Source organism: Acetobacter farinalis, assembly GCF_011516935.1.
GTDB classification, from domain to species: domain Bacteria; phylum Pseudomonadota; class Alphaproteobacteria; order Acetobacterales; family Acetobacteraceae; genus Acetobacter; species Acetobacter farinalis.
Genome location: NZ_WOTF01000004.1, coordinates 71609 through 83955 on the forward strand (window position 1 = coordinate 71609; position 12347 = coordinate 83955).

General features: G+C 62.5%; 12 protein-coding genes. 6 read left to right on the top strand and 6 right to left on the bottom strand.

Annotated features, from left to right (window positions below):
* Positions 1 to 27 precede the first annotated feature (27 nt).
* Positions 28 to 1521: a hypothetical protein gene (locus GOB82_RS06420; protein WP_166121268.1), complete on the top strand. Its 1494-nt coding sequence runs from the start codon at positions 28 to 30 to the stop codon at positions 1519 to 1521.
* Positions 1522 to 1542: 21 nt separating this feature from the next.
* Here the strand turns inward: GOB82_RS06420 and GOB82_RS06425 are convergent, their stop codons facing one another.
* The 5 genes from GOB82_RS06425 to GOB82_RS06445 all read right to left on the bottom strand — a co-directional run bounded on the left by GOB82_RS06425 (position 1543) and on the right by GOB82_RS06445 (position 6644).
* Positions 1543 to 2493, bottom strand: coding sequence for a peptidoglycan -binding protein (locus GOB82_RS06425; protein WP_166121271.1), 951 nt, complete (start codon positions 2491 to 2493; stop codon positions 1543 to 1545).
* Between the two features lie 2 nt (positions 2494 to 2495).
* Positions 2496 to 3548 carry a flagellar motor protein MotA gene (locus tag GOB82_RS06430; protein ID WP_166121274.1) on the bottom strand — a complete coding sequence of 351 codons (1053 nt, stop codon included), beginning with the start codon at positions 3546 to 3548 and terminating at the stop codon, positions 2496 to 2498.
* Positions 3549 to 3592: 44 nt separating this feature from the next.
* Positions 3593 to 4441, bottom strand: coding sequence for an OmpA family protein (locus GOB82_RS06435; RefSeq protein WP_242007236.1), 849 nt, complete (start codon positions 4439 to 4441; stop codon positions 3593 to 3595).
* Between the two features lie 94 nt (positions 4442 to 4535).
* Positions 4536 to 5360 (bottom strand): NAD kinase, encoded by an 825-nt coding sequence (locus tag GOB82_RS06440; protein WP_166121276.1) that lies wholly within the window; start codon positions 5358 to 5360, stop codon positions 4536 to 4538.
* A gap of 57 nt (positions 5361 to 5417) precedes the next feature.
* Complete coding sequence (locus tag GOB82_RS06445) at positions 5418 to 6644, bottom strand: glycosyltransferase family 4 protein (protein WP_166121278.1); 1227 nt, start codon at positions 6642 to 6644, stop codon at positions 5418 to 5420.
* Positions 6645 to 6704: 60 nt separating this feature from the next.
* On the opposite strand from GOB82_RS06445, the gene GOB82_RS06450 reads away from it, so the two are divergent.
* The 4 genes from GOB82_RS06450 to infC all read left to right on the top strand — a co-directional run bounded on the left by GOB82_RS06450 (position 6705) and on the right by infC (position 11247).
* Positions 6705 to 7643 (top strand): tetratricopeptide repeat protein, encoded by a 939-nt coding sequence (locus tag GOB82_RS06450; RefSeq protein WP_242007237.1) that lies wholly within the window; start codon positions 6705 to 6707, stop codon positions 7641 to 7643.
* Between the two features lie 23 nt (positions 7644 to 7666).
* A complete protein-coding gene (locus GOB82_RS06455; RefSeq protein ID WP_166121281.1) occupies positions 7667 to 8578 on the top strand; it encodes a glycosyltransferase family 9 protein in 912 nt (303 codons plus the stop codon).
* 45 nt (positions 8579 to 8623) lie between these two features.
* A complete protein-coding gene (thrS, locus tag GOB82_RS06460; protein ID WP_166121283.1) occupies positions 8624 to 10555 on the top strand; it encodes a threonine--tRNA ligase in 1932 nt (643 codons plus the stop codon).
* 170 nt (positions 10556 to 10725) lie between these two features.
* On the top strand, positions 10726 to 11247 hold the full coding sequence (gene infC / locus GOB82_RS06465) for a translation initiation factor IF-3 (RefSeq protein ID WP_166121503.1): 522 nt from the start codon (positions 10726 to 10728) through the stop codon (positions 11245 to 11247).
* A gap of 112 nt (positions 11248 to 11359) precedes the next feature.
* On the opposite strand, the gene GOB82_RS06470 is transcribed toward infC, so the two are convergent.
* A complete protein-coding gene (locus GOB82_RS06470; protein WP_242007238.1) occupies positions 11360 to 12100 on the bottom strand; it encodes an SIMPL domain-containing protein in 741 nt (246 codons plus the stop codon).
* 32 nt (positions 12101 to 12132) lie between these two features.
* Here GOB82_RS06470 and GOB82_RS06475 point away from each other — a divergent pair, with 32 nt between their 5' ends.
* Complete coding sequence (locus tag GOB82_RS06475) at positions 12133 to 12285, top strand: hypothetical protein (protein WP_166121287.1); 153 nt, start codon at positions 12133 to 12135, stop codon at positions 12283 to 12285.
* The last annotated feature ends 62 nt before the right edge of the window (positions 12286 to 12347 follow it).

Here is a 12347-nt window from a genome sequence, read left to right on the forward strand (position 1 = left end):
TCCCGGCTCCTGTTTTGCAAGAGGTCCATGGTGCCTGCCCCTTTCAAGCAAAGCCGCAAGGCGTCTGTCTGGTATCTTCTGGCGTTTGTGGTTCTGTCCGGTTTTTATACGCTGCTGGCGGCAACGCTTCCGTTCAATTCAGACAGCGTTTCCGCACTGCTGGAGGCGCGGGACATCCTGCACGGCAACATTCTGCTGCATGGCTGGGATCTTTCAACAGAGCCTTATTATGTCACGGAAATCTTGCCCTACAGCGTGGTGGCGGGTGTGGCAGGCTGGCACCTGTCCTTTTATTATCTTGTGCCGGCGGCGCTGCTGGCGGGCATGGTCCTGCTGGCCTTCCGGCTGTGCCGGGAACTGGCCCCGCAGGGGGCGTGGTGTTTTCTGGTGCTGGTGGCAGCCCCCACAGCCTTTGGCGTGCAGGTGATGCTGATCCCCTGTATTCATATGGGGGCCTATGTCGGGGTTCTGCTGTGCTGGCTGCTGGTGCTGGCTCAGAAAAAGCAGGAAAGACCAGCACTGTGGGGTGTGTTCGTAGCGCTGCTGTGTCTGCTGCTCTTCAGTGATGACATCGTCAAATACTGCTTCGTTTTCCCTGTTCTGGGCGCGGCGGTGCTGCAGGGCGTGCAAACATGGCGGCTTCAGAAGTCCCGGCCTGCGGAGAACTGGCGGCTGGTGGCCTGCGTACTGGTGGCGTTGCCGCTGGCGTCCGGGCTGAAGAGCGTTCTGGCCCATAATGGCGGGTTTCATGTGCCGGGGTTATGGACCATGTCGTTCGCCGGGCAGGAGCGGATTGGTTATAATTTTTCCGTGCTTGTTTCTGGTGTTCTGCATTTCTTCGGCGCGTATTTTTTCGGAAAAGACTTTTCCCTGCATGGCTCAGGGAACGAGCTGTTCCATCTGGCCGTGCTGGGGGCTGCTCTGGCGGGGGTGGTCAGGCTGGTGCGGAGCCGGAGCATCCGGTTCGATCTGTTCGATTATGCCGCCCTGCTGTGTATGGGCATTATGGTCGGGGCGTTTATGCTCAGCCAGTTGCCGATTGATGATGCATCCACCCGCTATCTGGTTTTTCCGTATGTCATGATGGCGCTGCTGCTGGCGCGGCATACCGTGTTGCCCGCCGTCGGACGGGCGATGTGTCTGGCCTGTGCCGCGGTATATGCGGTTTTGAGCATGCCCGCCCCCGTGCTGCATTTCTGGCAGACCAACAGGAATTTCCCCATCAATATGGAATTGGCGCGCCGTGGTCTGACGCAGGGTTTTGCACCGTACTGGAGCGCTGCGGTGAACAGCCTGCCCAATCCGGTGCGGATTGCCCCGGTGACGTTTGGCGCGGAGATCAAGCCGTTCCATTTCCTGTCACGGCGGGACTGGTACACGCAGGGCGGCACTTTTTTTCTCTGTGAGACACCCGCGCAGGCCGCACAGGCGCAGGCCCGGTTTGGCCCGGCCAGCACCGTTGAGACTGTGGATGGTCATCTCCTGCTGGTGTGGAACAGGTCTCTCACGGTGCCGGATTAGAAGAGAAGCCTGAAAGCCCCTTCAGCGGTCCGTCAGGCGGAATTCAATGCGGCGGTTGCGGGCGTAGGCGGCGGCTGTGCTTTCGGTATCCAGCGGCTGATAATCGGCAAAGCCGGTGGCGGCCAGATGGTGGGGGTTGATCCCTTCAGCCACCAGAAGCTTGACCACGGTAATTGCACGGGCGCTGGAGAGTTCCCAGTTGCTGGGGAAGGCGGTGTGAATGGGCTGGCGATCCGCATGGCCATCCACGCGCAGAATCCACGGGATTTCAGCAGGGATATGGCTGGAAACGCTTTTCAGCGTTTGTGCCAGAGTATGGATTTCCGCACGCCCTTCCGGAGAAAGATCAGCACTCCCGACGGGGAACAGGACTTCGCTCTGGAAGACAAAGCGATCTCCCACAATGTGAACACCCTGCTGGTTGTGCAGGATGTCCCGCAGGCGGCCGAAAAATTCGGACCGGTAGCGGCTGAGCTGGCCAACCTTGTCCGCCAGTGCCGTGTTCAGTTTCGCGGCGAGGTCACCAATGGTGGCATCCTTGCTCTGCACGGCTTTCTGAGAGACATCCAGCGCCTCCGCGAGGGATGCCAGACGGGTGTTCAGGTCTGTCAGCTCATCATTGAGCTGTGTGACGCGTGACTGGTCCGCAAGGCTCAGGGCGCTGGCGGCCTCGGCCTGTGCGGAAAGGGCTGCGGTGTCCTGTGTGTGCTGGGCCTGCAGGCCTTTCACGCTCTCTTCCAGGGCGTGGCTGCGGGCGTGTTCGGTATCAAGCTGGCGCGCGAGTTCCGCCGTCTGGCCTTCCAGCTTTTCCAGAACATGCTCACGCCGGTTCAGCGCCGCGGAGAGCAGGGTCTGCCCCATCACGAACACCAGCAGCACGAAAATGACAACCATCAGCAGGGTGGAAAGAGCATCCACATAGCCGGGCCACGCGTCCAGCCCGGCATGCAGTTTTCTGCGGCGGCGGGCCATGATCAGGGTGCTTTCCGGTCGGTGGCCGTGGTTTCGGCTGTGGCGGCAACGGTGCGGGCCAGCAGGCGCAGGTCGTTCCGCAGATCAGCCGTCATGCGGGTCCGGCCTTCCTCTGTGTTCTGCACCAGCGTGTGCAGCAGGCGTTCAATATTGTGCAGGACTTCTGTCTGGCCAGCGGAGGCTTCCAGCCTGTCGGAAAGCGTGCTGAGCACGGCAGTCTCGCGCTCGCGGCGGGCTTCGCTCGTGCGGACCAGATTTTGCAGGGATTCCAGATTTTCCGCCGTCTGTTCCAGCAGGGCCTGAATATAGGCCGGAACGGAGGCAGAGCTTTCCGCACCAGTGCTGGAGGGCGCGGCAAAACGGGTCTGTTCCGCCAGCCATTCTTCCAGTTCATTGAAGAAGCGGCTCTGGGCCTGCCCGGCCGTGAGGTCCAGAAAGCCGAGCACCAGAGCGCTGGCCAGCCCGAACAGGGAGCCGGAAAAAGCGGTGCTCATGCCGTGCAGGGGTTTGGCCAGCCCGGTTTTGAGCTGGCTGAACATGGCATCCAGATCGCCCCCGCCAACGGACATGTTGGCAATCACATCCGCAATGGAGGCAACAGTCAGCAGCAGGCCGTAGAACGTGCCCAGCAGGCCCAGAAAAATCAGCAGACCCGTGAGATAGCGGGAGACTTCCCGGCCTTCATCCAGCCTGCCGGAGAGGGAGTCCAGAACAGCCTGCATGGCGGGGGTGGAGAGGGCGGCGGGGTTGCCCCGCTGGTCCGGGCGGGTGCCAAGGGCGGTGGCCAGAGGGGCCAGCATGCGCGGCGGTGGCAGGGCCGCCAGACCGGTGCGGGACTGGCGGATGGCATCCACCCAGTCCACTTCCGGCAGCAGGCGGCGCACCATCATGACATTCCACAGGATACCAACGGCCAGAATGCCCAGAATCAGGCCGTCCAGCAGCGGGTTACTGAAGAACGCATCCCGCAGGGGGCGCCACAGCGCGCCGGCGACGAGCAGCACACACACGAGAAAGCCGAGCATTCTGAAAAGATAGTGTGTGGGGCGTGTCATGCTTTTCCGGTCCGGTTATGAAAGGGCGATCTGGGGTGGGTGCGTCAGGGTACAGCGTCCGACTGGTAGATATCCATATAATCCTGCACGCCATCCGCCGCGGGCGTTTTGGGCAGGCCGACCACGCGCAGATAGATGCGTGTGGAGGGAATCCCGCCATTCATCAGCACACTGCGGGCCGCAAGCCCGCGTGAGAGCGCCATGCGGCGAGGCATGGAGGGGTCATCCGCCGCACCCGAGCTATAGGCATCCACCATCGCCCGGACGTGCGGTTTGTCTGCCAGTGCCTGCCCGAAGGCCAGCAGGGCCTGATGCGTTGCCGGGTTCAGTGTGGCCGCACCGGCGGCAAAGGTAATCCGCACCCCGCCCGGAATGGGTGTGACCGTGCCGGTGGCTTTTTCCTCAACGGCGGGCTGGGGGGGAATGGGGAAGGGATGAAGCTCCACATCGGGCGGCGCCGGTGTCAGCTGCGGCACGGGCGGGGCTGCGGGCGGAATGGTGGGGGGCGGGGCCGGGTGCGCGGGTCTGGCAGGAGAGGCCGCCTGCGGTTTTGCCCCTGTGCCCGAAACCGCGCCGGACTGGTGGGGTGCCGCTGCACCGCCGGAGGGTGCTGCCGTGGCGGTCTGGCCGCCTGACTCCGCAGGTGGCTGCGTGACAGGGTGCGTGAGCGGCGGCTCTGTCACCGGTTTGGGGATCACCCGTCTGGGGGCCTGCGCGGGCCTGTGCGCCGCAGGGTGCGGCGTGGCTGCCGGGGCCGTGGGGGCAGGGCTGCTCCCAAGGCTGTCCAGTGCCTCACTGTTTGTAACAACCTGTGCGTGCGCGGCGGTGGCCGGCAACAGGAGGAGGGCGCACAGTCCGGTCAGACGGCGCAGTCTAGGATGAGAGCTCTGCATTGCGTGCAAGACTAAACCAGAAGAGGGGCGGGATGAAATGGGGGAACACCGTTTGGCCTGATCTTTTGCAGCCCGGGAAGGCGAATATACGGCATCAGGCTGAAAACTGTTCTGCGGCAATCCGTTCGGAGAGGGTCTGACCGGGGTCAAACAGCACGGTTACGGCTAGAGTCCGGTCTTCATGAATATGGACGCACACGACATCACGGATTTCAATCGAGTCTGCCACAGCGGCCACCGGGCGCTTTTCGTGCTCAAGAATGGTGAAGCCGACATGCGCCGTGGAGGGCAGGAGCGCCCCGCGCCAGCGCCGCGGGCGGAAGGGGCAGATGGGTGTGAGCGGCAGCAGGTTGCCCGAAAGCGGGACAATGGGGCCGTGGGCTGAGAGGTTATAGGCCGTTGAGCCCGCAGGGGTGGAGAGCAATGCGCCATCACAGATCAGTTCGGGCATGCGCACCAGCCCATCCACCTCCACACTGATCTTGGCGGCCTGCCGCGTCTGGCGGAACAGAAAGACATCATTCAGCGCCAAAGCCTCATGCGTGTCTCCCTGTGTGGTGCGCGCCTTCATGCGCAGCGGGTGCAGGGTGGCGGCCTGCGTTGTGGTCAGGCGTTCAGGCAGATTGTCTTCAAGCATCGGGTTCATCAGAAACCCGACGGAGCCGCAGTTCATGCCGTAAACCGGCGCGCTCAGCCCTTGCTCCAGCACCACACGCAGGGTCTCCAGCATGAAGCCATCTCCCCCAAGGCAGACAATAACCTCCGCCTCTCCGGGGTGGAGATTGCCGTACTGGCGCACCAGACGGTCAAACTCATGCCGCGCCACATCCGTCGGGGCGGCCATGAACGCAATGCGTTCCGGGGGCTTTTCCCATAACGGCGGGGCAGCGGGAACGGGGGCGGGGGGGAAACTGGTCATGGCAGGCACCCCGTGGCGAACCGGTGGCAGACAGATCTGGTGGTCACGCCGCGTCCCTTATCCTGCAACGGGTTGATCCTGAAAGGGGGATGTCTCATTTTTATAGTCAACCGGCGCGGCGAGGTGCGTGCCAAGCAGTTCATCATACACACGCAGGGTCGCCTGCTGCATGGCGTAGGTGGTGTAATGGGCCAGCACGGCGGCGCGGGCAGCGTAGCCCATGGCCTCCAGAGAGTCCTGCGGCGCGTGCAGTACGGCGAGAATGGCCTCGGCCAGCATGGACACATCGCCCGGCGTGACACTCAGCCCCGTGACCCCCTGTTGCACTGTTTCCAGCGCGGCGCCGTGTGCGGTGACAATAACGGGGCGGCACATGGCCTGAGCCTCCACCACCACACGGCCAAAGGGTTCCGGCCGGAGGGAGGGGATCACCACCAGATCAGCCAGCGCCATGGCGGCAGGCATATCCTGACAATGCCCGGCAAAACGCACGTGGTCCGCCAGCCCCAGAGCGCTGGCGTGGGCGGCCAGTTTCTCGCCATAGGGGTCTCCGGGCGGGCAGGAGCCCGCAAAAACACAGATCCACGGGGCAAGGGGGGCTGCCTGCTTTACCTGTGCGAGGGCGTCCAGCAGAAAGCACTGGCCTTTCCATTCCGTCAGACGGCCCGGCATGAGCAGAACCGGCACCCCGGCGGGCACATTCCATGCTTCTCCCAGCCGGTGGACCCGCTGCCCGCTGACAGCGTCCGGGCTGAATACAGCGGTATCCGCGCCGCGGGGGATCACCCGCAGGCGGTCCGGCCCCACATGATAATCCTCCTCCAGCCGCTGCCCGATGTGCTGGCTGATGGCTATCACCCTGTCTCCGGAGGCCAGCACCGCGTTATAGTGCCGCTTGCCGGGAAAGCTGTTGGCATGAACCCCATGCCATGTGGTGACAAGAGGGGTGCCCGTGCGGCGGCAGGCCAGCCGGGCCACCCATGCGGGCGCACGGGAGCGGGCATGCACGAGCGAGACACCGTTCTGCTGGATAAACCGGGCCAGCGTGCCCGCATTGCGCAGGATGGAAACCGGGTTCTTGCTGCCGCAACCGGGCAACGAGAGATGCCTGGCCCCAAGCCGTTCAAGTGAGGGAACCAGCCGGCCGCCGGCACTGATAACCAGTGCCGTGCCACCAGCCTGCGTAATGGCCTCGGCTATTTCCAGCGTGCCCCGTTCAACCCCGCCCTGTTCCAGCGCAGGGAGAATTTGCAGGATGACGGGGGAGGAGAGCGAAATCGTCATATCTCAACTGCTAGCATGGTTTTCAGGCAACAGACACTCTTCTCCGTAAACCGGAGCCTGATGTCCGGCTTGACCATCTGGCCCGATATACGCCCTATGGGCGATGTGATGACGCATGTGTCCTTCTCTGTCTGGTCTGCGCCGGGCCGTTATCCGGCTCTGGCCGTTCCTCTCGGGCTTGGCCTGAGCCTTCTGCTGGCCGAGGTTCCCGCCGCCCGTGCGGCCATTGTCCAGCCTCATGCGCTCGTGGGGCAGGGCGGCACCGGGGCTCCTGTCGCGGGCAGCCGGAAGGGGGCTGTAAAAACATGGTCCTCGTCGGACTGCATGGCGATGGTGGAGACCGACCCGTTCGGTGCGCGGGATTACGCGCAGGACTGGGGAAAACATGGAGGAGACCGCGAGGCCCGGCATTGCCATGCGCTGGCCCTGCTGGAGCTGGGGGATGAGCAGACCGCAGCGCAGGAACTGGATGATCTGGTGCGCAAGGCCCCGCCCTCCGGCCCGGAAAGTTCTGCCAGCCTGCGGGCAGTCATCGCGGAGGAAGCCGCCGAGGCATGGCTTTCCGCCGGAAACCCGCAAAACGCCCTGAGCATTGTCGAGTATGGTTTGTCCGTGCGGCCGGGGGATACCAATTTACGTCTGGTCAGGGCACGCGCCCTGCTGGAGCAGGGGAACGCCGGAGCGGTCATCCCGGATCTGACCGCGCTGGTCGCCCGGGCTTCCGAAGCCCCGCCGGGGGCGTTCGTGCTGCTGGCTTCAGCGGAGCGCAGGCTGGGGCAACTGGATAAAGCCACACAGCATATCACACAGGCCGTGCAGCATATGCCCGATAACCCTCCGGCTCTGCTGGAACGCGGGATTATTCGCGAACAGCTTGGGGATGCCGCAGGCGCACAGGCGGACTGGCAGCGTGTGCTGGAGCTTTCTCCCGATAGCCATGAGGCGGATCTGGCCCGGCAGGATCTGGCTGTTCTGGCGGCAGACCCGGATTCGCCGTGACGCAATGCCAGAGACCGGCCTGTATGAGCCCAGCCCGTATTCTGGTGATCCGGCTGGGGGCGCTGGGGGATTTCGTGCAGAGCTTCGGGCCGTTTCAGGCCATTCGCTCCGCCCACCCCGCCGCGCATATTACCTTGCTGACAACAGCCCCCTTCGTCGCGCTGGCCCGCCTTTCCCCCTGGTTTGATGCGGTTGAGGTAGACCCTCGCCCGTCGTGGGGGAATATTCCGGCCTTGCTGGCCCTGCGGCGGAAACTGCGGGGGTATGACCGCATTTATGATCTTCAGACCTCCAGCCGCACGGCTCGTTACTACAGTCTGGCAGGCCGCCCGGCAGGGTGGTGCGGGCATGTTGGCCGTGCGCCGCTGGTGCATGCCAACCCCTGGCGGAATGAGATGCATACACGCAGCAGGCAGCGGGACCAGTTGCGTATGGCCGGGCTGGCAGAAGTCCCCATGCCCGATGTGTCCTGGCTGGCGGAGCAGGGGCCGCGTCTGGCGGCAGCCTATGTGCTGATTGTGCCCGGAGCCTCTCCGCACCGGCCTGCCAAGCGCTGGCCGGTGGGCCGGTATGCGGAGCTGGCGTGCCGTCTTGCGCGGCAGGGGCTACGGCCTGTGGTGGTGGGGGCGCAGGCGGATAAACCTCTGGCGGCGGCCATCGTGCAGGCCTGCCCGCAGGCGCTGGATCTGGCCGGGCAGACCTCGCTGGCAGACCTCGCGGGCCTTGCCACGCGGGCTGAGGCGGCTGTGGGGAATGATACCGGGCCAATGCACCTGGCCGCTCTTATGGGCTGCCCCTGCGTTGTGCTGTTTTCCGCGGAGAGCAATCCGGCCCTGACAGCCCCCCTCGGACGTGCGCCGGGGCAGGTTTGTGTGCTTTCTGTGCGTGATCTGGCGACACTTTCTGTCAACAGGGTTGCAGCCGCGCTCTCCTGACGCCATTAAAAGCTTTTGCAACTTTCTGATTTCCGGAGTTCTTCCATGCCTGCCATCACCTTGCCCGACGGTTCCGTTCGCAGTTTTGACGGGCCGGTGACGGGCACGGCCATTGCCGAGGCCATCGGGCCGGGGCTGGCCAAAGCGGCACTGGCCATGGAGGTCAACGGTGCGTTGCAGGATCTCGGTCGCGCTGTGACCGAAGATGCGGCTGTCCGCTTCATCACCCGGAAAGACCCGGAGTCTCTCGAGATGATCCGGCATGACGCCGCCCATGTGCTGGCTGAGGCTGTGCAGTCTCTGTATCCCGGCACACAGGTCACCATCGGGCCGTCCATTGAAAATGGCTTTTATTACGATTTCTATCGTAACGAGCCGTTCACTCCGGATGACTTCGCCGCCATTGAAGCGCGGATGAAGGAGATTGTGGCCAATGCGGAGCCGTTTGTGCGGGAAGTCTGGCCGCGCGATAAAGCCATTGCCTTTTTTGAAGAGAAAGGTGAGCGCTTCAAGGCCGAGCTGATCCATGATCTGCCGGAAGATGAGGATATTTCCATCTACCGTCAGGGCGAATGGCTGGACCTTTGCCGTGGGCCGCACCTGCGGAACACGAAGGATGTCGGCACGGCCTTCAAACTGATGAAGGTGGCCGGAGCCTACTGGCGCGGGGACCACCGGAACCCGATGCTGACCCGTATTTACGGCACGGCCTGGCGGGACCAGAAGGAACTGGACGCCCACCTGCACCAGCTTGAAGAAGCCGAACGGCGCGACCATCGCCGGATTGGCCGTGAAATGGACCTGTTCCATTTTCAGGAAGATGCTGTGGGTCAGGTCTTCTGGCATCAGAAAGGCTGGCGTCTGTATTGCGCGCTGCAGGACTATATGCGGCGGGTACAGACTCGCGCCGGATATCAGGAAGTGCGCACGCCGCAGCTGGTGGACCGCGCGCTGTGGGAAGCCTCGGGGCACTGGGACAAATATCGCCACCACATGTTCATCGCCACGGTTGAGGATGAGGACAAGACCCTTGCCCTCAAGCCCATGAACTGCCCGTGCCATGTTCAGATTTTCCGCCACGGCCTGCGCTCCTACCGTGAACTGCCCATGCGGATGGCCGAATTCGGGGGCTGCCACCGCTATGAGCCTTCCGGTGCGCTGCATGGTCTGATGCGCGTGCGCGGCTTTACGCAGGATGATGCGCATATTTTCTGCACGGAAGAGCAGATTGCGGATGAAACCGTGCAGTTCATGCAGATGCTGCGTGAGGTTTACAAAGATCTGGGCTTCGAACATTTCCGTGTGAAATTTGCGGATCGTCCGGAGCAGCGGGCAGGCAGTGATGAGACATGGGACAAGGCCGAAAACGCCCTGAAGGAAGCGTGCAACGTTGCGGGTGTAGCGTATGAATATAATCCGGGTGAGGGCGCGTTCTACGGCCCGAAACTGGAATTCGTACTGCGGGATGCCATCGGGCGTGACTGGCAGTGCGGTACTCTTCAGGTGGATCTGGTTCTCCCGGAACGACTCGACGCGAACTATATTGGCGAAGATTCAGCGCGGCATCGTCCGGTTATGCTGCATCGGGCCATTCTGGGTTCTTTCGAGCGCTTCATCGGGATTCTGATCGAGCAGCATGCAGGCCGTTTCCCGCTCTGGCTCGCACCGGTGCAGGTGGTTGTGGCGTCTATCGTCAGTGATGCCGGGGCTTATGCGGAAGAGGTTGCGGCAGCCCTGCGTGCTGCGGGTCTCGCTGCGGAAGCCGATGTGCGGAATGACAAGATTAACGCCAAGATTCGCGAACACAGCGTGGCTCGCGTGCCGATTATTCTGGTTGTAGGCCGCCGGGAAGCAGAAGAGCGGACCGTCGCCATGCGGCGTCTGGGTGGGCAGGATCAGGAAACTCTCGGGTTTGATGCCGCCGTGGCACTGATTACAGAGGAAGCCACTCCGCCTGACCTCCGCAAAAAGGGGTGAGACCAGGCTGATTGTTTCAAGCAGGGCTGGAATGAGTCCGTTTTCTGGCCGGACCTGCTTGATAAACGGCCAGGAATTGCGCACATAATAAAAGCCTGAGCGGAAGCACCGGGAGGTGCTTCTGTTTGTTGTTTTATCCACGACAGGAGCTGACCATAGCCAGACCCCCTATTCCCGCGCCGCCCACCCGCGAGGGACCACGTGTTAACGAAGAGATCCGTGTACCGCAGGTTCGTCTGATTGACGAAGAAGGCGAGATGGCGGGTGTCATGTCCACCCGCGATGCGCTGGCTCGCGCTTATGGTGTCGGTCTGGATCTTCTTGAGATCAGCCCGAACGCGGAACCGCCTGTTGCCAAGATTCTTGACTACGGCAAGTTCAAGTACGAGCAGCAGAAGAAGCGCAACGAAGCCCGCAAGAAGCAGAAAGTTATTGAAATCAAGGAAGTCAAGGTTCGTCCGAATATCGACGAAAATGACTACCAGGTTAAAATGCGTTCTGTGAAAAGCTTCCTGGGCGATGGTGACAAGGTGAAAGTCACCCTGCGTTTCCGTGGTCGTGAAATGGCGCATCAGGAACTGGGCATCAAGGTTCTGGAGCGGATCCGGACCGAGATGGATGAACTGGCTAAAGTCGAGCAGATGCCGCGCCTTGAAAACCGGCAGATGATCATGGTGCTGGCACCGCGCTAACTCTGTTTCCGGCTGCCGGGCCTGTCTTGCAGCGTGACGGAATTTAAAAAGGCGTCTGTGCGGGGGGTAACCTCCGCACAGACGCCTTTTTTATTTGGCGCAGGGAAAGGCCTCAGGGGGCCAGCAGCACAGTGGCTGTTGCTCTTGCCTGCACGGTCTGTTCTTCCGCAGTGCTGGACGGTGGCGGGGGTGCGCTGTCTGCTCCGCCGCGGGCGGAGGCCATGGCAGCCATCATCAGCACAGGGCGTGGAAATGCGCCGTTTGAGACAGAAATATTGGTAAAGCGCACCACATGCAGGCCCAGAGGGGCTGCCAGGGTTTCAGCCTGTTTTTTCAGGTCCTCCACGGCTTTTTTCCCGGCTTCGAGCATCAGAGCTTTCTGGTTCTCGGGAGAGAGAGACCATGAAAGGTCTTCCAGCATCAGGCCTTCTCCCTGAAGCTGGCCGGTCAGCGGCAGCAGGGCTGTGCCGTCTGTGGCGGTAAAGGTCAGTTCCTGTCCCGCTGTCCATGAGGACGGAGCTTTATCCTGCAGGGTTTCAGACACTGAATATTGCAGCACGGCGGCTTTGATGTCGTTGGTTTTGCCGGCCTGTTCCAGGGCCTGATGGACCTGCGCATTCACGGCTTGCTGAGCCGCAGCGGCTGTCTTGGCCCGGCTTTCCGCCCGGAAACGGGCAACAAGCTGGTTGGGCGCTGCCTTGACAGAGCCTGAGCCAGAGATTTCCAGCCGGGTGTACGTATCTTCCGGCTTGGTCTGGCTGCTTTGCGCAAAAACCGGGCTCAGGCTTGCCAGAGCGAGGGGGAGTGCAAGCACCAGTGTGCCGGTTGCGGTCATGCGGGAGGAAAGACGCATTAAGGGGACTTCCTTTTCAGGGTGGAAAGAGCATGCCGGAGGCGGATAAGTCCGGCGCGGACCAACCCCTCGCGGCACAGATCCATGCCTTCATCCCGGAGTTGGCTGACCGTGCGGGGCAGGGCCTCTTTCTTGTAATTCTCAATGGCATGGGACAGGCGGAGGCAGAAAGCCATGCTGTCTGATGTGATAATAACAGGTTTTGGGGGTGGCAGAGCACCAATTATGCGGCGCCCCTCAACAGGGG

Bases quoted from the DNA above. Each gene is read 5' to 3' on its own strand.
- GOB82_RS06425 (WP_166121271.1), bottom strand. From the start codon at position 2,493: ATGGCCCGCCGCCGCAGAAAACTGCATGCCGGGCTGGACGCGTGGCCC.
- GOB82_RS06440 (WP_166121276.1), bottom strand. From the start codon at position 5,360: ATGACCAGTTTCCCCCCCGCCCCCGTTCCCGCTGCCCCGCCGTTATGG.
- GOB82_RS06470 (WP_242007238.1), bottom strand. From the start codon at position 12,100: ATGCGTCTTTCCTCCCGCATGACCGCAACCGGCACACTGGTGCTTGCA.
- thrS (WP_166121283.1), top strand. From the start codon at position 8,624: ATGCCTGCCATCACCTTGCCCGACGGTTCCGTTCGCAGTTTTGACGGG.
- GOB82_RS06435 (WP_242007236.1), bottom strand. From the start codon at position 4,441: ATGCAGAGCTCTCATCCTAGACTGCGCCGTCTGACCGGACTGTGCGCC.
- GOB82_RS06455 (WP_166121281.1), top strand. From the start codon at position 7,667: ATGAGCCCAGCCCGTATTCTGGTGATCCGGCTGGGGGCGCTGGGGGAT.
- GOB82_RS06430 (WP_166121274.1), bottom strand. From the start codon at position 3,548: ATGACACGCCCCACACACTATCTTTTCAGAATGCTCGGCTTTCTCGTG.
- GOB82_RS06420 (WP_166121268.1), top strand. From the start codon at position 28: ATGGTGCCTGCCCCTTTCAAGCAAAGCCGCAAGGCGTCTGTCTGGTAT.
- GOB82_RS06450 (WP_242007237.1), top strand. From the start codon at position 6,705: ATGTCCGGCTTGACCATCTGGCCCGATATACGCCCTATGGGCGATGTG.
- GOB82_RS06475 (WP_166121287.1), top strand. From the start codon at position 12,133: ATGCCGGAGGCGGATAAGTCCGGCGCGGACCAACCCCTCGCGGCACAG.
- GOB82_RS06445 (WP_166121278.1), bottom strand. From the start codon at position 6,644: ATGACGATTTCGCTCTCCTCCCCCGTCATCCTGCAAATTCTCCCTGCG.